Raw genomic sequence first — 22,491 nt, 5'->3', positions numbered from 1 at the left:
TGCGAGTATACTAGCCTCTTCAGGCCGATGTACGGCCTTTTAGAAACACCACATAGGAGCTTATATGGAATCATTCTACGGAATTGCTGTAAATGATGAGCTTATTCGAGTCACCAATAGCTTTGAAAAAGCATTAAAAACCAATAGCGTGCAACCGAACTCGCAAATATATCAAACGCAATCCAAGAATATAAAAGCAGCGGCGCGCTTTTTTTCCAGCCGATATAACCTAAGAATCACTGAAGATTTTGACCTATAAAGCCATGGTTAGAATATCGCTGTTTCTAACAGCATGATAGAAAGGCCATATACGCCTTCGTATTAATCGCCGCTTGCTGCCTCTTTAAGCGTTTCCATATTATTTTTACAGCCTTGTGAGAAAACGGAAGAAAGCCAGCAAGCGTCGAAGATGCATCACCAAGGATGCGTTAGCAAGGGAGTGTCCACAAGAGCTGCTCAGATGACAGCCAAGAAAGTCGTCTCTTATAAAGAAGCTTAAGATTTTAGGGTAAATAGTTTGTTGTATGAGCCGCCAACATGGCCCCAGCAGCCTTACTTTATGACGAAAAGAACCTGGCCGCTGATTGCTACCAGCAGCCAGAAGACATTAAAACATCCAGGTACCTGGCTCAGGCACGGCTTCTTTGTTGTTGTAGTATTTCATACCTTTCACGCAGCGAATGATCAGCCATACCATCCAAAACAGGAATATTAAATAACCAACTACCACTAGCGCAAGAATGGCACCTAGCACCATAAATAACAGGCCGATCCAAAAGGTACGAATTTGGAAGCGGTAGTGGCTTTGCTCCCACTCTGGCGCATCGCCTTTGTATATGTACGCCATAATGACGCCAACAATACCGGTAATGCCGATGACCAAACCGACTAAGTATAAAATATATACAATCTGAATTTTGTCTGAGTCTTTCGATGGCACATTGCCTTGCGGCTCGGGTGCCGGTTGCTCGGTTACTTTCTGTTCTACTACGTCGTTCATTCTGCTTCTCCATTCTCGCAGTCATGGTGCCGCACCAGGCGGCCAGAAATGCGGCCACGCCGCGGCCCTCAGTGTGCAATAACTTGGCAGCGGATGCGAGTATCGCCATTACGCGGCAAGCGCCTTCGTGACGCGTTGCGCAACTCACCACCAGCGAAAGCGGGCAAACAGGTTTGGGCAAGCGGCTAGCGACCCTTGCCGCTCGGCCCGCCAGGCCCTGACATTCCCCCCCTGCTTTCTGGTTTAATAGCCGCGTCACGAAACAGGCACTCGCGGCTGGCTAGCTTGCCCGCTGCCGATGCCTTTTATGCATAAGTGCAAGGAATCCTTTATGTCTTTCACTGACTTTTCCAATGCGGGCGATTACAACGAAACCCGCTACCACGAGCTGCGCAAGCGCCGCCTGGTGATGGTCGATGGCAGTTTGGTCGCCAACGACAGCACCCATCTGGTAGGCCACAGTGCTCGTGTTTTCCAACAAGGGTATTGGGGCTTTGCCTCGTCTACCCAAGCTGCCGCCAGCAACGATCTGAGTAACATTGCTCTGGCCAATGCCAAAGCCATGCAAGTATTTGGCGGCAAACAGCAACGCCTGCCGACCGCAGCTTACCAAGGCGAGCACCGTTTTAACGGCCAGCCGAGCTGGAGCAGCGAGCAAATTATCGAATGGCAACAAGCCGTTAATGAGCTGGTGCACAGCCGCTATAAAGACATTGCCTCCGTCACCGTGGCGTCGATGGATGAGCACCATGATAAATACGTGCAAAACAGCCAGGGCGCACGCGCCTACAACGAAATTGCCCGCGCCCAGTGCTACATCAGCCTGACGGTTAAAGACAAAGACGACAAACCCGTCGAATTGATGGAAGTGCTCAGTGGCAAAGGCAGCTTTGGCGACCTGGATATGTCGCTGCAACGCATAGAAGAGCAGCTCGACCAGCTGTATCAGCACCTGATGGCCAAGCGTGAAGCGGTGCACGCCAAAGGCGGTTTGCAAACCATCGTTCTGGCCGCCGATCTGGCCGGTATGCTGGCGCACGAGGCCATGGGGCATCCATGTGAAGCAGACCTAGTCCTCGGCGGCGCCGTTACCGGTGATTTGCGTGGCCAGCGCATCGCCAGCGATTTGGTCACCATGATGGATCTGGCCCACAGCTTCCGTGGTGAAGAGCTGCTGGTGCCAGTGTATGCCGACGACGAAGGCACACCAGCCGAAGATGTCACGCTCATTAAAGACGGTATTCTCACCGACTTTATGCACAGCCGCGAAACCGCCGCTCAATTTGATAACCGCGCCACCGGTAATGCTCGTGCCTACGCTCCGGATGACGAGCCACTCATTCGCATGCGCAACACCGCCATTATGCCGGGCACCAGCAAGCTGGAAAACATGCTGGCCGAGGTGGAAGATGGCTATTACTTGCTGAAAACCGGCAATGGCCAAGCTGACACCACCACCGAGTTTATGTTTGGCATTAGCCTTGGTTACGAAATCAAAAATGGTAAGTTGGGCCGCGCCATCAAAGACACCACCCTGTCTGGCTCGGCGATTAAAATGCTGCAAACCGTGGACGCCGTCTCTGACGATATGCACTGGGAATGCTCAGGCTATTGCGGCAAAAAACAACCCATGGTGGTTTCCATGGGCGGCCCTGCCCTGCGCGCCAAAGCACAACTGGGAGGTGAATAATGAAAGCCTTGGCAAAAGATACGCTGGCGCAACTGCTGCAAGCCGGCTTTGATGACGCCCGAGTGACCATTACCGAAAGTGACAGCCATGAGCTCAACGTGGCGCACAATCACGCCAGCCTGATGCGCAGCACCAGCAACCAAACCATGGCGCTGCTGGGTATTAAAGATCAGCGCAAAGTCACGGCCAGCGTTTCTAACCTGACCGACGGTGCCATTAGCGACGTGATCGCCAACATGATTCGCGATGTCGCCACCGCGCCGCAAGATGAAGCCAATGCCGTTGCCCCTGAACAAACAGGTGAATTCAGCAAAGGCCCAACCACGGTCGACCGCGAAGCCATGGCCGCGGTCGTGCAAAACTTTTTGGCTTTGCGCAGCGAGCGCTACCCGACCTTCCAGGTCGAAGAGGCGGCCGTTAAGCACAGCTTGGACACCACCGTGCTGGTAACCTCGAAAAACACCGAGCTGAAGTCCAGCATCGGCAGTTACGATGTATCGCTGATGGGGTCGAGTAAAGATGAACACGGCACCAGCTCATTTAATTACACCGGCGGCTCTATGGATGCCTTGCCAGAGCAATTAATTGAGCATTTTGAGCTGGAAAATCTGATCGAAAACAGCGTTCAAGAAACACAAAACCGCTTACTGGGTGAAAAGTTTGTCGGCGATGTCATTTTGACGCCCATGGCGGTCATGGATTTACTCGAATGGCTGCTGGACCAAGTCAGCGACTACTCGCTGATCAGTGGCACCTCGGTGTATCAAAACAGTGTTGGTAGCAACATTGCCAGCTCGCTGCTCACCGTTCGTCAGCACCTGCAAGGCTCAGGCGTGAATCCGTTTAATGGCGAAGGCTTTGTCGCCGAGCCGATCACCTTGGTAGAAAACGGTAAGTTAACCTCGCTGCTGCCGAGCTACTACGGCAGCCGCAAACTGGACTTGCCGCACACGCCCGTCAGCTCGGCTTGGGCCATTGAAGGCGGCGATATCAGCCGCACAGAAATGGTCGCCGGCGTGAAAAAAGGCGCCTTGGTGGGTCGCTTGTCGATGGGTAGCCCTGCCGCTAACGGCGATTTCTCCGGTGTGATTAAAAACAGCTTCCTGCTGGAAAATGGCGAGCGCAGCACTGCGCTGTCAGAAACCATGATCACGGGTAACGTAGCGCAAATGCTGCAAGACATTGTCGCCATCAGCCGCGATGTCACCGATTACGGCTCACACCAGCTGCCTTGGTTAAAAGTGCAAGGGCTGAAGTTCTCTTAAGCCGCCAACAAAAAACCGGGCGTAGCCGCCCGGTTTTTTTATGCGCCCTATTTAACTACCGATAAGGCCGCCGTCTTTGCGCGTAATGACCACCGTGGTTGAGCGTGGCCGGCTAAAGCCATCGTTGGCTGGGAAATGGCTGGTAAAGGCGCCAGGCTCAGAATCACCGCCCGGATGCTGCAGGTTAACAAACATGGTGCGCCGGTCAGGCGTCATGACCACACCGCTAACTTCACAGTTGTTAGGGCCGGTCAAGAAGCGTTTGATGATCCCTGTATCAGGCTCTGCCGCCAACATCTGATTATTGCCAAAGTCACCGGCGGCATTGCTGCCCGCCAGCATGGAGCCAGACATATCCGTTTGAATCCACATCAGGCCGCTGTCGTCAAACCATAAGCCATCTGGGCACGAGAGTAAGTTACTGTCGTCCAATGCCGCTTGTTGCGCAGTATTGGGCAGCACCTTGCCTTCACCTTTGTGACCACCCAGCAGGAAGATATCCCAACTGAAGCCTGTGCCTTCCCCCTCGGACCAGCGAATAATGTGGCCCGTGCTGTTATTGGCACGAGGGTTGGGCGCATCGGTCTGGCTGTCTTCACGCCGCGTGTTATTAGTCAAGGTGAAATACACCATGCCAGTGCGCGGACACACAGCCCCCCACTCTGGGCGATCCATCGGCGTTGCACCAGCAACATCCGCCGCCGTGCGGGCATTGATTAACACATCGCCTTGGTTCGAAAAACGAACGTTGGCGGCACTGGCTTTAGCCTGAAAACCTGGGTCATTAATATCCAGCGGCAGCCACTCGCCGTTGCCATCGCCATTAAACTTAGCGGCATATAAGGTACCTTCGTTCATCACTTCATCGCCGCTAATGCCCTCGCGGTACAGCGCTTTACTGACGAACTTATAAATGTATTCAAAGCGTGCATCGTCACCGGAATAAAACACCACCGGCTCACCGACTTTGGGCTGGGCAAAGACAATGCCCTCATGGGCAAAGCGTCCCAATGCCGTGCGTTTTTTCGGCGTCGAATACGGGTCAAATGGATCAATCTCTACAATCCAGCCAAAGTTGTTGCACTCGTTGCGGTAGTCCGCATTGGCGCCATCACCACTGGGGCTAACATCAAAGCGCTCACTCATGCCTCGAGGCAAATGGCTGTCGATTTTATCCCAGTTGTACCAGCTGCCCGCATCATCGGCGTTGGCAATGCCGTAGCGCGACTGCTCGCGCGGTTGTGCAGCAACATTCTGCGAGGTGTTGTGAAAATAGCCACGAAAGTTTTCTTCGCAGGTCAGATAAGTCCCCCAAGGGGTAAAGCCATGCGAACAATTATTAATGGTGCCGCGTGTGCGAGTACCGTCTGGGCTGTAGGCCGTTTTTAACTTATCGTTACCGCGCACCGGACCCGTCATTTCCATTTCGGTCAAGGCGGTAATACGACGATTGTAAGCACCGCGCACCACCTCCCAATGGGAGCCACCGGCCGCTGAGCGCTGTACCTCCACTACCGACACCCCATGGGATGCCATTTCTTTTAATACGTGATCTTGGGGCAGTGGCAAACTGGTCGCTGGGTTGGCGTGTAAAACGTTATGGTCGATGTATTCGTGATTCACCACCAGCAAACCATGCTCAGACGAGCCATTCAGCGGGAAGTAGTGCATACCGTCATGGTTAGAGCCAATCTGTTGCAACGCCTCCTCGCCGCTGTTGCTGCCATCGCTGCGGTAATCCGGGTAGCTGCCGGTAATCGGTGTGCCCCAGGGAATCAGCGGTGCCCATTGATAACCCTCTGGCAAAGTCACGGTATCTGCCCGCGAGGTAGCAATGGCATTAAAACCGATACGTGGCGCATCAGCATGGCTGTTGCTTTCATCACTGCCGCTGTCATCATCACTGCCACAACCAGCTAGACCAACCCCCATAAAGCTTGCGGCGGTCGCCCCTACTAAGCTTTGCAATACCGAGCGCCGAGATAAACGGGTCTCAATGACTTGCGCCATCGGCGTATTGCCCGACCGGTTCATTTCTGGTTCGTAATTAGCGCCTTCTTGCTGGCGCAACTGCTGCTCGCTGTCACTCATGGCCTGCCTCTCTCACACATATTGTTATTGCTGGCAAAAAAGCTAAGCGACCAATATGTCAGAGCCGTGACCGCAAATATCGGAAAAGTATGTATATGTGAGCGTTCACCAAGAAATGACAAGTAACGTCAACTACTAAATGAGAAAAGTATTGCGACTGCCGGGAAGCGAAGGCTTAGAGTGCCTCAGAATAATCGGGTACAGTCTCCGGCCGCCATACCGGCGCTGCTAATATTGAAAAGTTCTGGAAATTTCCTGTCATACACGCCTTGTTTTGAAAGCCTGCTGCACTCGCGCATAGCTGTGCAAGCTTATTCAGGGGTGCCCTAGGAAAAACAGCCGCCATAGCGCGGCCGTTTTGATCAGAAGGTGGGCCAAGGTAGGTTAAGAGGCGCTCCGCGCCTTGAGCTCGCCTATGACTGCCCTTCGAGTTTTTGAATTTCTTTGTAAATGGCTTCTGCCTCAGTGGTGATTTCGGAATAGCTACGAATGTCACCATTGCGCTGCGCATGCATGGCTTGCTCTAGCTTTTGCTCGTACTGTTTGCGCAGCTTTTTGACCGGATCGGTTTTGAACAAAGAAAACATAGCGTGCTCCTCAGCAAACGTAGAAAGCAAACACTATACAATACTTATACACCCAATAGCGACAATGGGTTTCGTGTGGGTATTGCAGTAGCGCTGTGCTGATATGGGCGCTCTCGTGCAAGCACATCCAGCACTGGAATTACTCCACGGCTAACCTACTCTGACATTATTAGTATTCTCTGAGATCGCGTATGTACAGCGTTCGCTTACGCCTTGCCTTACAACTCATGCTGGCCGTTACCCTGCTGTTAGCCGGATTTGGCTTTTATAGCTATCAACAATCGCGCTCAGCATTATTGAGCAACTTCGAGCGGCAATTAGTGGCCTCTAGCCAACGGGCACAGTTGAGTCTACCGGCACCGATGTGGAACTTTGATGACGACATGGTGCGCTCGGTAATACAGTCTGAACTAGCCTACGAAGGCATCATCGCCATCGAACTGCTCAATACCGATGGGGATCGTCGCGAGCTGTTGACCCTCGACCCCTCCAATGAGGAACAACCATTAACTACCCTCGAAGACCCTCCCGTCGGCTTTGACGTACGCGAGTTTCCACTGGTGCACGAAGAGTATGGCGATAGCAATGAAGTCGGCAGTGCGCGTTACTATGTAGACCCCAGCATCATTGAGCCACAGCTGCAGGCACTGTTGTGGCGCCAGATAGCGCTGGTGGTCGCACTCAACTTGGTGATCGCATTACTGTTAGTGCTGCTATTGCAACGCACTTTGATGCGCCCTTTGCAGCGTATCGCCGCTGAAGTGGAAGCCATCGACCGCGGTGACGGTGACCTAACTCGGCGCCTGCCCGAGCCACGTGCTCGCGAGCTGAAGCCGCTCAGTGATGGTATCAATCGCTTCATTGGCTCAGTACAAACCATTGTGCAGCAAACCACCCAAGATGCCCGTGCTCTAGAAGCGCAAGCCAACAGTGCACGCCAGCAAGCGGCGGAGACCAACCATTACAGCGAACAGCAGCAACATACCTTGGCCAATATGCGCTCCACCAGTGAGCACTTTCGCCAGTCTATTTTGACCATTGATGAACAGGCTCAATCCGCCCTAGATAAAATTTCAGCCACAGAACAGGCGTCAGACAAAGGCGTCGAAGTTATCGAACAACTGGTTCAACGCGTGGATGAACTGGTGGCGCAAATTACAACCGTCAGCGCAAGTGCCAACCAGCTAATTGCAGAGGGGCAGCAAATCAGTGACATATTGGGTGTAATTCGTTCTATCGCTGAGCAAACCAACCTGCTAGCGCTCAATGCCGCCATTGAAGCCGCCCGCGCTGGCGAGGCTGGCCGTGGCTTTGCCGTCGTCGCAGACGAAGTTCGCAACCTATCCGTACGCACTGAGCAATCGACCGATGAGATTGATCAGCACATTGGCACCATGCGCCAAGTCAGCCAAAAACTAGAAACAGGCTTGCGCACCCTCAGTGAAGAAACACGCAGCACCGTAACCCTGTGCCAAGACGCCGACAATGCCATGAGTGATATTCGCCGCGTCAGCGCTGAAACCGCCGACTGCAATCGTCAAATCGGCCAAGCGACTGGCGAGCAGACATCTGCGGTGACAGACATGAGCAACATCATCGAAGAGGTTTCTGGCAGCGCCTCTTCCATGCACCAACTCGCTGCCGATTCGTCAGCCAATGCAGAGCAGGTCAGCCAACTGGCCGACTCAGTACTGCGCCAGCTGCAACGCTTTAAGGTCGAATCTTAAGGAGATAAACCGATGCGTATACTTCTCTCATTAATAAGTCTGATGCTCTTGCCTCTGGCCAGCCATGCCCAAACCGTGACCGGCGCTCAAGACCCTTGGCCACCTTTTGTGCAAGAGGGCAACCCACCGGGTATTTCGGTGGAAGTGGTGACCGAAGCCATGAAAACCCAAGGCTACGATTTTCAAATGAAAATCATGCCCTGGGCGCGCTCTATAGACGACGTTAAAAACGGCAATACCGACTTGCTCATCGGCACCTGGTACACAGAGGAGCGCTCAGCCTACTTGCGCTACAGCGACCATTACGCCATTAACCAAGTCAAGTTCATCACCAACGCCAGCGACACCTTTGAATACACAGGCATGGACAGCCTCACCGGCAAATCCGTGGGCATCGTACGCGGCTATGGCTACGGCGATGAGTTTTTAACCGCCACCCACTTTTCTCGCCCAGAAGCCAACGACATCGCCAACAACCTACGCAAGCTAAAAGCCGGGCGCATCGACATGACCTTAGAGGATGAAATCGTCGCGCTGTCGCAAATGAAAAAAGCCGGTTTAAACGCCAGTGATTTTCGCTTTACTGAAAACGCACTATCAGAAAACAAACTGCACGTAACGTCAGGCATCGCCAACGCCCGCAGTGAAGAACTCATCAATGCCTTTAATAAAGGGTTGGCTGAGATCAAAGCCAACGGCACCTTCGATGCCATCATGAAAAAATACGGCGTTGAGTGAGTGCAAATCAAAGTCAACTTTAATGTAGCAAATATGCATATTGATTTGACTTACACACGGGGCGATCGTTAAAGCCCCTATGAACAATTCTGCACAGCTCTGCGCGAGTGCAGCAGGCTTTCAGAGCAAGACGGTGATGGTAGATTTTTCAACATCGCTAGACGCTATGAAGGCCTGCCTCCCTAGCCTTGACGGCAACGCCAAAGAACTTGTTTGGCACACTGAAAGCACACGCACTTCTAGCTTCATACTTGGTAAAACTGCAATAGCTCTGCCGTTGATTGAATTAGGCCGCTCAAGCGGCGGCGATTCTCTTCCATCAACTCACCACTAGCGCGCGTATCCTGTGCAATATCTCGTATTGAGTTAACATTACCACGAATTTCCTCCACCACTTGGCCTTGCTGGGCCACCGCTTCGGCAATTTGCACCACCCTGCTCGCCACCGCATTAACGTTACTTGTCGCATGCTCTAGGCTGCCTCCAGTTTGACGGGCAAAATCAGCGCCCTGCTCGGCCTGCTCAACACTCTGGCTCATCACCTCAACTGCAGACTGCGCCTCTGCTTGTAACCCCTCAGTCATGCTACGAATTTGCTCTGTCGACTCATGGGTGCGCTGTGCCAGCGAGCGAACTTCATCCGCTACCACGGCAAAACCACGCCCTGATTCACCAGCGCGCGCGGCTTCAATCGCAGCATTCAATGCCAGCAAATTGGTTTGTTCGGAGATATTACGAATAACAGCCAAAATAGTATCAATCTGTTTCACATCCTGCTCCAGCTTAGTCACGACATCACTGGCATGCCGGACTGCTATCGCGACACCATCAACAGCTTCTACTGTGTGTTGCATGCGCTGGTTTGAGTCGTCAATTTGCTGATGCACTTGCTGGGTTAACTGGCTGGTATCTGAGGTATTGCCTGACATTTCCTGTAGCGTCGCCGCCAACTCATCCATGGCTGCGGCTAAGGAGTCTGTTTCGGCGTATTGGCGATTCATACCCGCAGTGGTTTGCTCGGATACCACCGCAGAGCTTTCTATAACTCGGGTAATTTCCTGATTCCCTCCCTGACTGTGCTGAATCAGTTGCCTAAAGGTGGCCGTCAAACTAGCAAACGCTCGTTGAGCCACGCCCAACTCATCGCGGCGCTGATCTGCGTGCACTGGTCGCTGTAAATCACCAGCGGCTACTTCGGTCATGGTTGCTACCATTTGCTCCAAGGGCCGAGTGATGCTGCTGGCTACACTGCCTGCAGCCACGACAATAAACACCAGCACCACCAGCAGTGTCAGGGCCGATTGCCAAGCAAGTTGCATAAAACGCTGTTGCACATCTTGGGTATAAACCCCCGTGCCAATGACCCAGCCCCAAGGCGAAAAGGCCTGCACATACGACACCTTGTCGCGAGGTGAGTCAAACTGCGGTCCTTGATACGTATAATGAACAAAGCCGCCACCTTGCTGGCTCACTACCTGCGCCATGCTCTGCCAATGATATTGGCCGCTGGCATCTGTAACTTGGCGCATGTTGTTGCCTTCTTTGGCGGGCTTCATCGGATGCATTAATAGGTTCAGACGCATGTCGTTGACCCAAAAGTAGCCCTTGCCGTCGTCGTATCTCAAAGCACGCAAAGCGGCAAAAGCCTGGCGTTGAGCTTGCTGCTCCCCGAGGGCTTGGCGTTGTTGATAATAATGTTCAACTAGACTGGCCGCATTCTCAACCATGGCGCGAATCTCTTGTTTGCGGCCATCTAAAAGGTAACCTCGGGTTTGCCAAGCCGAAACCAACTGTAATAGCAAAGCCCCGGTTAATGCGGCTGCCACCAGCAACCATAACTTTTGCTTCACACTGAGATTATTCAGCCAGCTCATCGCCTGCCCCGCTCAACTACAGTTAAAATTATTATTAGATTAATGTATCAGTTAGCAGCCAACACTGACCTCAGGCAAGAACAGCAAGAGCCGAAGCCTGAATCATTCTGTAGCGCTTTGGTGGGTAGGCTTCAAACCAAGGTGCCAATGGGTTCAGACATACCCGACCAACATGAGTGCAGATCACGCCAACATGACCGCATCTCAAGTGCCAGCGGCCATGCTTTGCGTTAGAATGGGCGCCCGAAAATTCTCCCCCGATAACATGAGGACGCCCTGATGTTTAGCCGTGACATGAACATTGCTGAGTTTGACCCGGATCTGTGGTCAGCCATGCAGGCCGAAGATGCCCGCCAGGAACACCACATAGAGCTGATCGCTTCTGAGAACTACACCAGCCCCCGGGTAATGGAAGCGCAGGGCTCACAATTGACCAACAAGTATGCCGAAGGCTACCCAGGCAAGCGCTACTACGGTGGCTGCGAGCACGTTGACGTGGTCGAAGAACTGGCCATCGCCCGCGCCAAAGAACTGTTTGGCGCCGGTTACGCCAACGTGCAGCCGCACTCTGGCTCTCAGGCCAACGCCGCTGTTTACATGGCGTTGTGTGAGCCAGGTGACACCATTCTTGGCATGAGCCTGGCCCACGGCGGTCACCTGACCCACGGTGCCCCTGTATCCTTCTCCGGCCGCATCTACAAAGCCGTGCAATATGGTCTGAACCCAGAAACGGGCGAAATCGACTACGACGAAGCTGAGCGTCTGGCCAAAGAACATAAGCCAAAGATGATCATCGCTGGCTTCTCGGCTTATAGCCGCGTGGTTGACTGGCAGCGCTTCCGCGACATCGCGGATGCAGTGGGCGCTTACCTGTTCGTCGATATGGCACACATTGCTGGCTTGGTCGCCGCAGGCGTGTACCCCTCTCCGGTTGGCATTGCCGATGTCGTTACCACCACTACCCACAAAACCCTGCGTGGTCCTCGCGGCGGTTTGATTCTGGCGAAAGAAGACGAAGAGCTGAACAAAAAGCTCAACTTCGCTGTTTTCCCAGAGTCTCAGGGCGGTCCTTTGATGCACGTGATCGCGGCAAAAGCGGTGTGCTTTAAAGAAGCCATGTCCGATGACTACAAGGCTTACCAAGCACAAGTGGTGAAAAACGCCCAGGCCATGGCCAAAGCCTTTATTGAGCGCGGCATTAACATCGTCTCTGGCGGTACCGATGACCACCTGTTCTTGGTCGACTTAATCGGCAAAGAATACACAGGTAAAGATGCCGATGCGGCCTTGGGCCGTGCCAACATCACGGTGAACAAAAACGCCGTGCCTAACGACCCACGCTCGCCGTTTGTCACCTCTGGTTTGCGTATAGGCACTCCGGCCATCACCAGCCGTGGCTTTGGTGAAGCCGAGGCCATCGAGCTGACCGGTTGGATCTGCGACGTACTGGATGCCCTAGAAAACGGCACTTCAGAGCAAGTCGAAGCCGAAGTGAAAAATAAGGTCGTGGCCTTATGCGAGCGCTTCCCGGTTTATAAGTAAGCGCAAAGGCGGTGCCATCGGCACCGCTTTCCCCTTTTGTTGTTCCCTGTCACATAATCGTCACAGCTTGCGAGTAGGCTTTTTCCACACTTCTCGGAGCCTGCCTATGACGGACCTGCCTAGAACGGATCGCTGGACGCCCATCACAGACACCGAACTGCACGCCGTTTTGCAGCCAATCGAGCAGCTGCCTGAAAGCCTGCGCCAGCTATGGCATTTGGTGCGTTTGCCTTGGCCTGAGTTATGGCAGCAGCATCCGTGGGGAGACGAAGGCTGTGGGTTTTGGGTGGTGGCCGTGGCGGGCAAGCGCTGCTTGTATTACAACGATCTCAGCGGTCATTTCTGTCAAAGCAGTTTTGAGCGCTGGGGGCAAATTGACCACTTCGACCCCGATGGCCAACCGCTGCCACAGCAATTGCAAAGCTGGTTAACGCTGCTCACTGACCGCAGCAAGGTCAGCTGACGCTGGTAATCATGGCCGTCGCCGCTTAAGGTTATCGGTGGCTGCGCAAGCAGCCTTCTATTCCTGTTGCTGACGGATCTATGAATGTGGAGCATCGGCGCTTGCCGCGTACAACCTCTGGCTCATGAGCCACATCGCCATCAACACCCACACCACCAGGTGGTGCTCGGCCTGCATGGTCAGGTCTGGTTTGAACTGCCGCCAGCGCAGCAGCGCCACTTTGGCCCCGAGCACGGGTGTCTATTGCCCAGCGACTGCGAGCATTCCTTTCACGGTGACGGTGACAATGCCGTGGTCATCATTGACGTCAGCGTCAAAGATGAATCCCCCTTATTAATAGACGCCGACTTGTTCCAGCAACTGTTTGCCGAGCCGCGCTTTGTCGACCTGGATGACAACCTGCGCAATTTGATTGCCAGCTTGGCGCAAGAGCTAGAAAGCCGCCCACACGATTTACCGCTACAGCAGCACATCAGCGGCTTGCTGCTGCACAGTTTGTTTCACCGCATCGCTCCTTACCGCCACCCCAGCCATACCCGTGGTGGCCGCATTGATATGGCGATGTTGGACCAGCTGATTGCCGAACGCTTAACCGACAAAATCGGTGTCGACGAGTTGGCCAGCGCCTGTCATATGAGCAGCAGCCAATTTCACCTGCGTTTTCGCCAGCTCACGGGCATGACACCCTATCAATATGTGCTACAGCAGCGAGTGCAACAGGCCGCTTGGCTGCTGCAAAATTCCTCCATGAGCATCAGTGCCATTGCCGCCGAAACCGGCTTTGCCAATCAAAGTGCGCTCAATCACGCCATCAAGGCACGGTTTGGTTTATCGCCCGGTCAACTGCGACGAAAGTAGTATAAATCGCGACCAATCGGTCGATTATCGGAGTTTTTGACAAAACTGCCGGACATTCTGACAAGTCTTGACGCGCTTGCGCGCGTACCTTTGATCGTTAACTGTGCAACAAGTGCGGCTGTGTGCCGCCATAACAACGAACAGGAGTGCGCGATGAGCGGTTTTGATGTCTCCACGCTGTTTGATACCGCCAGCAAAAGCTCAGCTGAATGGTACCAAGCCATTGAGCAGCAATATGCGGTTGATGAAGACAGCTACATGGCCCAGCTGGTAGAGCTGGCTGAGCCCAATGACGATATTCGTCATCAAACCGAAGTACGAGCCCGTCGAATTGTTGAAGCGATTCGAGCCGAGGGTGATGTCGCACACGCCGTCGACAAGCTGTTACAAGAGTACAGCCTCGACAACGAAGAAGGCGTGATCTTGATGTGTCTGGCGGAAGCCTTGATGCGGGTACCCGATGCCGAAACAGCCGATGCGCTGATTCGCGATAAGTTATCTGCCGCCGCCTGGGATGAGCACATGGGTCGCTCAGATTCCTTGTTGGTGAATGCCTCCACTTGGGGCCTGATGCTGACCGGCAAAGTCACGGGGATTTCTAACCGTGAAACCTCACCGGGCAATTTGCTGTCTGGCCTGATCCAGCGCGCCGGCGAGCCAGTCATTCGCGCGGCCATGAACCAAGCCATGAAAATCATGGGCAAGCAGTTCGTTTTGGGCCGCAGCATTACCGAAGCGATCAAAAACAGTAAGTCGTACCGCGCTAAAGGCTACACCTACTCGTTCGATATGCTGGGTGAAGCCGCCTTTACCGACCACGACGCCGAGCGCTACTTCAACTCCTACATGGATGCCGTCAAAGCGCTGGCCGACAGCAAGGGCCAATGGCGCGAAGATCGCCCGGCACCGAGCATCTCCATCAAACTTTCTGCGCTGCATCCGCGCTATGAAGAATCGCACGAAAGCGCTGTGATGGAAGAGCTGGCCGCTCGTGTGAGCGAGCTGGTGGCAGAAGCGCGTAAAAATGACATCGCGCTGACCATCGACGCCGAAGAAGCCGATCGCTTAGAGCTGTCGATGCGTTTGTTCCAAAAGGTCTATAACAGCCCCGTCGCCAAAGGCTGGGATAAGTTCGGCCTGGTGGTACAAGCCTACTCCAAGCGCGCCACTGCGGTGTTGGGCTTCCTCAACGCATTGGCCCGTGAGCAAGGCGATGAAATCCCCATTCGCTTGGTAAAAGGCGCTTACTGGGACAGCGAAATCAAGCACTCGCAGCAGCTGGGCTTGGCCGACTATCCGGTATTTACCCGCAAAGAAAACTCCGATGTGTCTTACATGGTCTGCGCCCGCTACCTGTTGTCTGAGAACACCGCCGGTAACCTGTACCCGCAGTTCGCCACACACAATGCGCACACCGTTGCGGCGGTGGCCGAAATGGCCGAACTCAACCCAGGTCGAGCGTTTGAGTTCCAGCGCCTGCACGGCATGGGCGATGCGCTGTATGACAACCTGCTGAGCCAAGAACGCATCAATGTGCGTATTTACGCACCGGTCGGTGCTCACAAAGACCTGCTGCCTTACTTGGTACGCCGCCTACTGGAAAACGGCGCCAACTCATCGTTTGTGCACCGCTTGGTAGACGCCGAAACACCGGTCTCTGATCTGGTGCAATCTCCCGTTGCTATGGCCACGCGCCACGCTGTCTTCCGTAACCCGCGCATTCCGCGTGCCAGTGAAATGTTTGGCACCGAGCGCTCGAATTCTCAGGGGTATAACTTGTCTGTCGCTTTCGAACGTGAACCACTGCTCAGCAGCATTCGTGCATTTGACGAAAAACAGTGGACCTTAAAGCCCATCATCAATGGCAAAGTGGTCGACGGTGGTGACAAACATCCGGTACTGAGTCCATTTGACCAGCGTCAAGTGGTGGGCGAAGTGACTTGGGCAACGGCCGAGCAAGCGATTGAAGCGCTGAATGCCGCCGATGCTGCTTGGTTTAGCTGGAACCGCACCCCCGTGGTTGAGCGTGCTGCTTGCTTGGATCGCATGGGCGATCTGATGGAAAAGCACACCGATGAGCTGATGGCATTATGTGCCCGTGAAGCCGGTAAGAGCCTGCAAGACAGCATCGACGAAATTCGCGAAGCGGTCGACTTCTGCCGCTACTACGCCCAGCAAGCACGCCAAAACATGGCGTTGCCAACAACCTTGCCAGGGCCAACGGGTGAAAGCAACGAGCACTACTACGAAGGCCGTGGTGTGTTCTTGTGCATCAGCCCGTGGAACTTCCCGCTGGCGATCTTTATGGGCCAAATCGTTGCTGCATTGGTTGCCGGTAACACCGTACTGGCCAAGCCAGCGGAATCGACCTCACTGATCGCCGGCCGTGCGATTGAAATGCTGTACGAAGCCGGCATTCCGAAAAACGCCCTGCATTACCTGCCAGGCTCAGGCGCGACCATCGGTAACGCTTTGGTGCCAGACAGCCGTGTGACCGGCATTGCCTTTACCGGCTCGACCGAAACCGCCCAGCTGATCAACCGCACCCTGGCAGAGCGTGAAGGCGCCTTGGCGACCTTTATCGCCGAAACCGGCGGCCAAAACGCCATGATCGTCGACTCCACGGCTCTGCCGGAGCAAGTGGTGGCAGACGTCATGCAGTCCGCCTTTGCCAGTGCCGGTCAGCGCTGCTCGGCGCTGCGCGTCTTGTGCGTACAGGATGACATTGCCGACCGCATCGTTGAGTTGATCGACGGCGCTCTGCAGCGCATCGAAATCGGCGATCCACAGCACTACAGCACCGACTGTGGCCCAGTGATCGACGAAAAAGCCAAGACCAATCTGAGCTCATACGTTGAGCGCTGGCGCGCCGCTGGCCGCATCGCCGCCGAAGCTCAGTTGCCAGAGCAGTGTGCCCATGGCCACTTTATCGCTCCAGTGGCGATCAATATTTCGTCCTTGTCTGATTTAGGCCGCGAGCAGTTTGGTCCGATCCTGCACATTTACCGCTACAAAGCCAATGAGCTGGATCAGGTCATCAACGACATCAATGCTACCGGCTATGGCCTGACACTGGGCATTCACAGCCGCAATGAAGCCACCGCCGCTTACATTGAATCCCGTGTGCGCGTGGGCAACTGCTACATTAACCGCAACCAGATCGGTGCCGTGGTGGGTGTGCAGCCATTTGGTGGTCGTGGCTTATCGGGCACAGGTCCGAAAGCCGGTGGCCCGAACTATCTCAAGCGCTTCGCCACTGAGCGAGTGCGCACCATCAATACTACAGCGGTGGGCGGCAACGCTTCACTGCTGTCGTTACAGGCCGACGACTGACCTCCCAGCGTCAGCCTGACAACCAGCCAGCGGGGCTTCTCGCTGGCTGCACCCTCGCCCGCCCGTCTTGTGCCTTCAGCAGCGGGGCCATTGGTGCGAAGCGAACTATAACAATGAAGAACAGGAGCGCAGTATGAGTACGAGCTTTTCGATTTTAATAACCTTTATCGCCTACCTCGGGGTGATGTTATGGATTGGTGTCTGGGCCTACCGGAAAACCAATGATCTATCTGACTATATCCTCGGTGGACGCTCGTTAGGCGCCTGGCCATCGGCTTTGTCTGCTGGCGCATCGGATATGTCTGGCTGGCTGCTATTGGGCATGCCAGGTTACGCCTACGCGGCGGGCTGGGAAGCCTCTTGGCTGGGCATGGGTCTGTTGTTGGGTACTTACCTCAACTGGCTGATCGTGGCACCACGCTTGCGTGAGTACTCAGAGCTGGCCAATAACAGCCTGACGCTGCCCGAGTACTTCAGCAACCGCTTTGATGATCAGGCCGCGATTCGCGTGATTTCTGCCTTTTTCATCCTGCTGTTCTTCCTGTTCTACACCAGCTCCGGCTTGGTGGCGGGCGGTAAGTTGTTCGAAACCGTGTTCGGTTTGGACTACACCATTGCCGTTACTGTTGGCACCATCGCCGTGGTGTCTTACACCTTCTTCGGTGGTTACCTGGCGGTATCTTGGACCGACTTGGTGCAAGGCCTGCTGATGGCAGCCGCACTGATCATTGTGCCGGTGGCGGCCTTTATGTCGGTGGGCTCAGGTCCAAGCGAGCTGCTGGAAGCCAAGAACCCAGAAATGCTCAATGCCTTTACCGATGTCGACGGCAATGCCCTTGGCTGGATGGGTATCATTTCCTTGGCCGCTTGGGGCTTGGGTTACTTTGGCCAGCCACACATTCTGCAGCGCTTTAAAGGCATCAAGAGCCGCGACGAAGTCAAAACCGCACGCCGCATCGCGGTGAGCTGGACTTTCCTTGGTCTGATGGGTGCGTTCTTTGTCGGTGTGGCCGGTATCGGTTACTTCGATACGCCGCAGGCAGACTCTGAAACCGTGTTTATGGATCTGGTGCAAGCGCTGTTCCACCCATTGGTAGCCGGCGTATTGTTGGCCGCTATTCTGGCAGCCATCATGTCAACGGCGGATTCCCAGTTGCTGGTGTCATCATCTGCCCTGACCGAAGACTTCTATAAGTCATTGATCAACCAAAACGCGGACCAAGCCACCTTGATGAAAATCGGCCGCTTTGCAGTAGCCGGCATCGCCATCATTGCTTGGGCGCTAGCCTTAAACCCAGACAGCACCGTATTAGGCCTGGTGTCTTATGCATGGGCTGGCTTTGGCGCGGCATTTGGCCCGGCGGTGATTCTGTCACTGTTCTGGAGCCGTATGAACAAGTTCGGCTGCTTAGCAGGCATTGTGGTAGGTGGTATCACCGTGGTGGTATGGAAGCAGTTGAGCGGTGGCCTGTTCGACCTGTACGAAATCGTACCTGGCTTTATCGCCGCCACCGTCGCCATTATTGCCGTCAGCCTGGCAACGCCAGCGCCTGAAAGCAAAATTACCGACACTTTCGCGCAAGTGAAATAAGCCGTCTCCCCCTGGCCACCGAATCTCCTGAGCCGGTGGCTCGTCGCATGGCTTTGCCATGCGACACCTTTCTACCCTCGCACCACTCCCGCCATTTTCACACCGCTCTGGTGATTATTTGTCAGCCATCTGGCATTCACTTTTATCGACATAAATCCACGCCAATAATATTGTCGCCCTATGGCACGAAGGCACCTCTGAGTAATTCGGTGCCGGCTGTGCGCGGACGGCAGGCTTCCATAACCTCGTTGGCGATGTTGAAAGGGCTGGCCATTTCCTACCATCACCGCCTCGTTCTGAACGCCTGCTGCACGCGCGCAGAGTTGTGCAGAATTTTACAGAGGTGCATTAATATTCTGTCCGATTCCTACCTCATAACCATGCCTTAGCGTTGCTACGGTAATCGTCATCAGCAACTCAAATAACAAGCACAAGGCATGGGTATGAACACAACGACTCAAACCAATGAGGCCACCACAGCCAAACGCCAAACCGCTGGTGCTAAAGTTGGCATTCCACCGCGGCGCATGGATTTCACCTTTGCCGACAACACTCAGCGCTATTGGTATAAAGGCAGCGCCTTTTTAACCACGTTTTGGACAACGCTATCGGCCATGTTCCCAGAAGGAGAAACCTTCTTTTGTGACTCAGTAAAAAACTATCGCCAGCGCATCCAAGACCCCACCCTAAAAGCCCAAGTAGCCGGTTTTATTGGTCAAGAGGCGATGCACAGCAAAGAGCACCAAGCCTTTAATGAGCTGGCAGAAAAGCACGGCTTTCCGACGGGCAAGTTGGATCGCAATGTTGGCTGGTTATTAAAGATTGCCAGACGTTTTACACCGAAAAAATTTCAACTGGCAGTGACCGTTTGTTTGGAGCATTACACCGCCATCTTGGCCGAGCAGCTGTTACGCGAACCTTCACACCAGCAAAATATTGAAGACGATGAGGCGCGCAAGCTGTGGATGTGGCATGCGCTGGAAGAAAACGAGCATAAGATCGTGGCTTACGATGTCTACAACCTGGTCGGCGGCGGCTACTGGCTGCGCACCCTGACCATGTTGGTGGTGACGCTGTTTTTCTTTGCCATGGTGGCCATTGGTCATGCCCAACTGCTGAAAGCCGACGGCAAATTGCTGGACATTAAAGGCAACCTCAAAGGGCTGTGGTTTTTATGGTCGCCACGGGGCTTATTCCCACGCTTATTGCCGCAATACTTAGATTTTTTCCGCCCAGGCTTTCACCCCAACGATCACGACACAGTGCAGCTGCTGGAAGACTGGCGTCAGCGCTTGTTTAACCGCCAAGGCATGTTGGCCGGCAAAGGTTGATAAGCAGCGCATTGCCACTACCGCGTTAACCCGCTCAATGCCAGCATAACGCTGGCATTTTCGTTTGTTTTTTGGCGCCAACTGCCCTAGAATCGCGCAACTTTTGCTCAACTCAGAAGAAGTCGCTCTTTACCATGCATTGCCCATTCTGCGCCCATCCGGAAACCAAGGTGATTGACTCGCGTTTGGTGGCCGCTGGCGGACAAATCCGCCGCCGTCGCGCCTGCAATGCTTGTGGCGAACGCTTCACCACCTTCGAGACCGCTGAATTGGTGATGCCACGCATCGTCAAAACCGACGGCACCCGCGAACCTTTCAACGAAGACAAACTGCGCAGTGGCATTCAGCGCGCGCTGGAAAAACGCCCGGTCAGTGTCGAAGCCATCGAAGCGGCGCTCAGCCGTATTCGTCACCAGCTGCGCAGCACCGGCGAGCGCGAAGTACACAGCCGTGTGGTGGGTGAATGGGTGATGATCGAACTGCGCCAGCTCGATCAAGTGGCTTATGTGCGCTTCGCGTCTGTTTATCGCAGCTTCCAAGACCTTGAAGAATTCCGCGCCGAAATCGAGCGCATCTCCGACCACGAGCCGGCCGACGAGTGCCCGCAAGGTCAGCCTTATGACGCATGAACGCTGGATGGCAAAAGCGCTGCAGCTGGCGCATTTAGGTTTGTACTCAACCAGCCCAAACCCGCGTGTGGGCTGCGTGATCGTCAAAGATAACCAGCTCATCGGTCAGGGTTGGCACCAGCAAGCAGGCGGCCCTCATGCCGAGATTCATGCCTTGCGCCAAGCCGGCGACAGCGCCCGTGGCGCCACCGCTTACGTTACCTTGGAGCCATGCAGCCACCATGGCCGCACACCGCCCTGTGCCGATGCCTTAATTGATGCCGGCATTGCCCGCGTGGTCGGCGCCTGTGGCGATGCCAACCCGCAAGTGGCTGGCCAAGGGTACGACAAACTGCGCGCAGCTGGCATCGAGGTCATCGAAAACGTTCTGCAAGGCGAAGCGCGCGAATTGAATGCCGGCTTTTTAAAGCGCATGGCTAGGGGCTTGCCTTGGGTACGCGTCAAGCTTGCCAGCAGCCTGGACGGTCGCACCGCCATGGCCAGTGGTGAAAGCCAGTGGATTACCGGCGCCGCCGCACGCGCGGACGTGCAAAACTGGCGTGCCCGTTCATGCGCAGTGATCACCGGCGTAGATTCGGTTTTGATCGACAACCCCGCGATGACGGTGCGCCCGCAAGACAGCCACATAGAGCAAGATGAGCACTTATGGCGCCAACCGCTGCGCGTGGTGGTCGATAGCCAACAGCGCCTGCCACTGGAGTGTCGCTTACTGCAACAGCCCGGAGACGTACTGTGGGCGTCGACTCAAGCGCCCTTAAGCACCAACCGCGAGCCTAAGCTGGGTAAGTTGCAGCAGTGGCAAGCCCCCAGCTTGAATGGCCATGTGGATTTAACCGCACTGCTTAAGCACTTAGCCCAACAAGGCTGCAATGAAGTGCTGGTAGAAAGCGGCGCTCGCTTGGCCGGTGCCTTTGTCAACGCCGGTTTGGTCGATGAGCTGGTGCTGTACCAAGCGCCGACCCTGCTCGGTAGCCAAGCACGGCCACTGCTATCCTTGCCGTTCGACCATATGCAGCAACAACTGCGCTGGCATTGGCACGACGTGCGCCAAATCGGCGGCGATATTCGCTTTATTTTACGGCCCGACAACGGCCCGAGCATTTGACGGGAGCGTCATGTTTACCGGAATTATTGAAGCCATCGGTCAGGTGGCCAGTGTTGAACCGCGCCAAGGCGATGTGCGCTTGCGCATCGACAGCGGCGCGCTAGATTTAGCCGATGTGCGTCTGGGCGATTCCATTGCCACCAACGGCGTGTGCTTGACCGTGGTCGAGCTGCCCGGCAATGGCTTTGTCGCCGACGTGTCGCGCGAATCGCTGCAGCACACTTTGATTGGCCAATGGCAAAGCGGCGACACCGTTAACCTAGAAAAAGCACTGACCCCCAGCACACGCATGGGCGGCCATATTGTCACCGGCCACGTCGATGGTGTGGGCACGGTGCGCGAGCGCCAAGCCGATGCCCGCTCGATTCGCCTGACGGTCGAGCCACCGGCGGAGCTGTGCAAATACATCGCCGGCAAAGGCTCAATTACTGTCGATGGCATTAGCTTGACCGCCAACGCCGTGCACGAGCGCGGCTTTGAGCTGAACATCGTGCCCCATACGGCGGAGCAAACAACTTTGTTCCATGCCCGTGTGGGCCAGCAAGTACACCTTGAAGTTGATATCATTGCCCGCTATCTCGAGCAGCTGCTCTCAGGCGGAAACAGCCATGACGCCGGCAGCCGTTTGTCACCGGCCTTTTTGGCCGAACATGGATTCTGGAAGTGA

General features: G+C 54.8%; 18 protein-coding genes. 14 read left to right on the top strand and 4 right to left on the bottom strand.

Annotated features, from left to right (window positions below):
* The first annotated feature begins 64 nt into the window (after positions 1–64).
* The gene (locus tag IE090_RS14785) at positions 65–259 is read left to right on the top strand and encodes a hypothetical protein (RefSeq protein WP_189389494.1); all 195 of its coding nucleotides are present in this window, start codon (positions 65–67) and stop codon (positions 257–259) included.
* A gap of 348 nt (positions 260–607) precedes the next feature.
* Here IE090_RS14785 and IE090_RS14780 read toward each other — a convergent pair whose 3' ends face one another.
* Positions 608–1,000: a DUF4870 family protein gene (locus IE090_RS14780; RefSeq protein ID WP_229815789.1), complete on the bottom strand. Its 393-nt coding sequence runs from the start codon at positions 998–1,000 to the stop codon at positions 608–610.
* Positions 1,001–1,331: 331 nt separating this feature from the next.
* On the opposite strand from IE090_RS14780, the gene IE090_RS14775 reads away from it, so the two are divergent.
* Positions 1,332–2,690, top strand: coding sequence for a TldD/PmbA family protein (locus tag IE090_RS14775; RefSeq protein ID WP_189389492.1), 1,359 nt, complete (start codon positions 1,332–1,334; stop codon positions 2,688–2,690).
* Positions 2,690–3,955, top strand: a complete 1,266-nt coding sequence (locus IE090_RS14770; protein ID WP_189389490.1) for a TldD/PmbA family protein — start codon at positions 2,690–2,692, stop codon at positions 3,953–3,955. The genes IE090_RS14775 and IE090_RS14770 overlap by 1 nt, the downstream gene beginning before the upstream one ends.
* A 51-nt stretch (positions 3,956–4,006) precedes the next feature.
* Here the strand turns inward: IE090_RS14770 and IE090_RS14765 are convergent, their stop codons facing one another.
* On the bottom strand, positions 4,007–6,046 hold the full coding sequence (locus IE090_RS14765) for a PhoX family protein (protein WP_189389488.1): 2,040 nt from the start codon (positions 6,044–6,046) through the stop codon (positions 4,007–4,009).
* Between the two features lie 413 nt (positions 6,047–6,459).
* Positions 6,460–6,633, bottom strand: coding sequence for a DUF6435 family protein (locus IE090_RS14760; protein ID WP_189389485.1), 174 nt, complete (start codon positions 6,631–6,633; stop codon positions 6,460–6,462).
* 191 nt (positions 6,634–6,824) lie between these two features.
* Here IE090_RS14760 and IE090_RS14755 point away from each other — a divergent pair, with 191 nt between their 5' ends.
* Positions 6,825–8,360 (top strand): methyl-accepting chemotaxis protein, encoded by a 1,536-nt coding sequence (locus tag IE090_RS14755; RefSeq protein ID WP_189389483.1) that lies wholly within the window; start codon positions 6,825–6,827, stop codon positions 8,358–8,360.
* Between the two features lie 12 nt (positions 8,361–8,372).
* On the top strand, positions 8,373–9,098 hold the full coding sequence (locus IE090_RS14750; protein WP_189389480.1) for a transporter substrate-binding domain-containing protein: 726 nt from the start codon (positions 8,373–8,375) through the stop codon (positions 9,096–9,098).
* 245 nt (positions 9,099–9,343) lie between these two features.
* Here the strand turns inward: IE090_RS14750 and IE090_RS14745 are convergent, their stop codons facing one another.
* On the bottom strand, positions 9,344–10,972 hold the full coding sequence (locus IE090_RS14745) for a methyl-accepting chemotaxis protein (protein ID WP_189389478.1): 1,629 nt from the start codon (positions 10,970–10,972) through the stop codon (positions 9,344–9,346).
* 279 nt (positions 10,973–11,251) lie between these two features.
* Here IE090_RS14745 and glyA point away from each other — a divergent pair, with 279 nt between their 5' ends.
* From glyA to IE090_RS14700, 9 genes are all read left to right on the top strand, one after another.
* Complete coding sequence (gene glyA, locus IE090_RS14740) at positions 11,252–12,514, top strand: serine hydroxymethyltransferase (protein WP_189389476.1); 1,263 nt, start codon at positions 11,252–11,254, stop codon at positions 12,512–12,514.
* 106 nt (positions 12,515–12,620) lie between these two features.
* Positions 12,621–12,977, top strand: a complete 357-nt coding sequence (locus IE090_RS14735; RefSeq protein ID WP_189389474.1) for a hypothetical protein — start codon at positions 12,621–12,623, stop codon at positions 12,975–12,977.
* An 84-nt stretch (positions 12,978–13,061) separates the two neighbouring features.
* Positions 13,062–13,835, top strand: a complete 774-nt coding sequence (locus tag IE090_RS14730; protein ID WP_189389472.1) for an AraC family transcriptional regulator — start codon at positions 13,062–13,064, stop codon at positions 13,833–13,835.
* Positions 13,836–13,988: 153 nt separating this feature from the next.
* A complete protein-coding gene (gene putA, locus IE090_RS14725) occupies positions 13,989–17,168 on the top strand; it encodes a bifunctional proline dehydrogenase/L-glutamate gamma-semialdehyde dehydrogenase PutA (RefSeq protein WP_189389470.1) in 3,180 nt (1,059 codons plus the stop codon).
* A 133-nt stretch (positions 17,169–17,301) separates the two neighbouring features.
* Positions 17,302–18,759, top strand: a complete 1,458-nt coding sequence (gene putP, locus IE090_RS14720; protein ID WP_189389468.1) for a sodium/proline symporter PutP — start codon at positions 17,302–17,304, stop codon at positions 18,757–18,759.
* Positions 18,760–19,202: 443 nt separating this feature from the next.
* On the top strand, positions 19,203–20,090 hold the full coding sequence (locus IE090_RS14715) for a metal-dependent hydrolase (RefSeq protein ID WP_189389467.1): 888 nt from the start codon (positions 19,203–19,205) through the stop codon (positions 20,088–20,090).
* A 134-nt stretch (positions 20,091–20,224) separates the two neighbouring features.
* Entirely contained in the window at positions 20,225–20,719 is a 495-nt protein-coding gene (gene nrdR / locus IE090_RS14710) for a transcriptional regulator NrdR (RefSeq protein ID WP_189389465.1), read from the top strand.
* On the top strand, positions 20,709–21,824 hold the full coding sequence (ribD, locus tag IE090_RS14705; protein ID WP_189389463.1) for a bifunctional diaminohydroxyphosphoribosylaminopyrimidine deaminase/5-amino-6-(5-phosphoribosylamino)uracil reductase RibD: 1,116 nt from the start codon (positions 20,709–20,711) through the stop codon (positions 21,822–21,824). Before nrdR ends, ribD begins: the two co-directional genes overlap by 11 nt.
* A gap of 10 nt (positions 21,825–21,834) precedes the next feature.
* Positions 21,835–22,491, top strand: coding sequence for a riboflavin synthase (locus IE090_RS14700; RefSeq protein WP_189389461.1), 657 nt, complete (start codon positions 21,835–21,837; stop codon positions 22,489–22,491).

It is taken from the genome of Bacterioplanes sanyensis (genome assembly GCF_014652515.1).
Taxonomy (GTDB): Bacteria; Pseudomonadota; Gammaproteobacteria; order Pseudomonadales; family Oceanobacteraceae; genus Bacterioplanes; species Bacterioplanes sanyensis.
This window is presented reverse-complemented; position numbering and strand designations above follow the sequence as displayed.